A 1,118-nucleotide genomic window follows, 5' to 3' on the forward strand; every position below is an offset into this window, starting at 1 on the left:
GCTTCGGCGCTGATCGAATCGGAGCGGTTCATCCGTGATAGCGAAGAGGTTGAACGAAGGCCTTCGCAGCGATGTAGATGGGTGCGAACTCCTGTCGCACAAAGCGAAGCTTCGCACTCGTTTCAACGCAGCGGTCACATCGTTCCAATGGTCGAGTGACTTTGTTTGCTCGCTCCCTTCGTGAATTGGTACGTGACTTCGTATCTGTCGATCGACTCGGCAGGTGTTGGCCCCAACGTCGCTCGCCATAAGCCAAGCTGCGATGGAGTTGCTCGGCGGCGGTCTGACTCCGCCGCTTCGAGCCTCCTGACGTTGGTACGCACAGAGACTCAAATGGCACTGCGCAGGTTTTCGTTGACGGTTCCTGGCGCTCACCGTCACCCTCACCCTGTACGGGGCGGGCGAGGCCAGCGCGACCGAGCCCAAGCGGGTGTCGAAGACCTTGGCCTACCGCGCCGAGAACAAGGCCCCGCCCGACGTGATCCAGGACTTCGCCTCCGCCCAGGGCTTGGCCGTCATCACCGACGCGACGCGCGTGGGCACGGTGAACGTTTCGTTCAGTCGCAACCCGTCCGAGTTCATGGTGACGCTGTCGAAGTCTTATGGCGTCGTCTGGTACTTCGACGGCGTCACCCTGTTCGCCCACCCGGCCCGAGCGATGCAGAGCAAGGTGTTCAGGCTGCGCGGATTCAAGCGCGAACAGGTGCGCCAAATGCTGGAGTCACTGGGGCTCGGTGATTCACGCTATCCACTCCGATCATGGCCTTCGTGCCGGGCTGCCGCACGGCGAGCGGCGCCAGCAGACCTGGCCGTCGACCGTGGCCTACATGGCGCGCCTGATCATCCACCGCTACGCCATGCTCGGCGTGCTCGGCGTGCTCGACGAATACGGCTTTCCGCTGCGCGACATGGGCGTACGCGAAGCCTCGAACGATGCGGTGACACGGAGCACGGTCATGCCCGGCAAGGCGTGCCTCGAATGCGGCAGTGCGACCGTGATTCACAAAGACGGGTGCGACTTTTGCACCGCGTGCGGCGATGTGGGGCAGTGCGGTTGACGAGGGCGATCGGGCCCGCCCCAGCCGAAGGGCGCAAACAACCGGCGCGACGCATGGGTC

1 protein-coding gene is annotated in these 1,118 nt (G+C 63.8%); it reads left to right on the top strand.

Features of this window, described 5'->3' with window-relative positions; genetic code table 11:
• The first annotated feature begins 827 nt into the window (after positions 1 to 827).
• Positions 828 to 1,058, top strand: a complete 231-nt coding sequence (locus RMN95_RS16195; protein WP_309617938.1) for a hypothetical protein — start codon at positions 828 to 830, stop codon at positions 1,056 to 1,058.
• The last annotated feature ends 60 nt before the right edge of the window (positions 1,059 to 1,118 follow it).

Source organism: Salinibacterium sp., from assembly GCF_031364185.1.
Lineage (GTDB): Bacteria > Actinomycetota > Actinomycetes > Actinomycetales > Microbacteriaceae > Rhodoglobus.

Bases quoted from the DNA above. Each gene is read 5' to 3' on its own strand.
- RMN95_RS16195 (WP_309617938.1), top strand. From the start codon at position 828: ATGGCGCGCCTGATCATCCACCGCTACGCCATGCTCGGCGTGCTCGGC.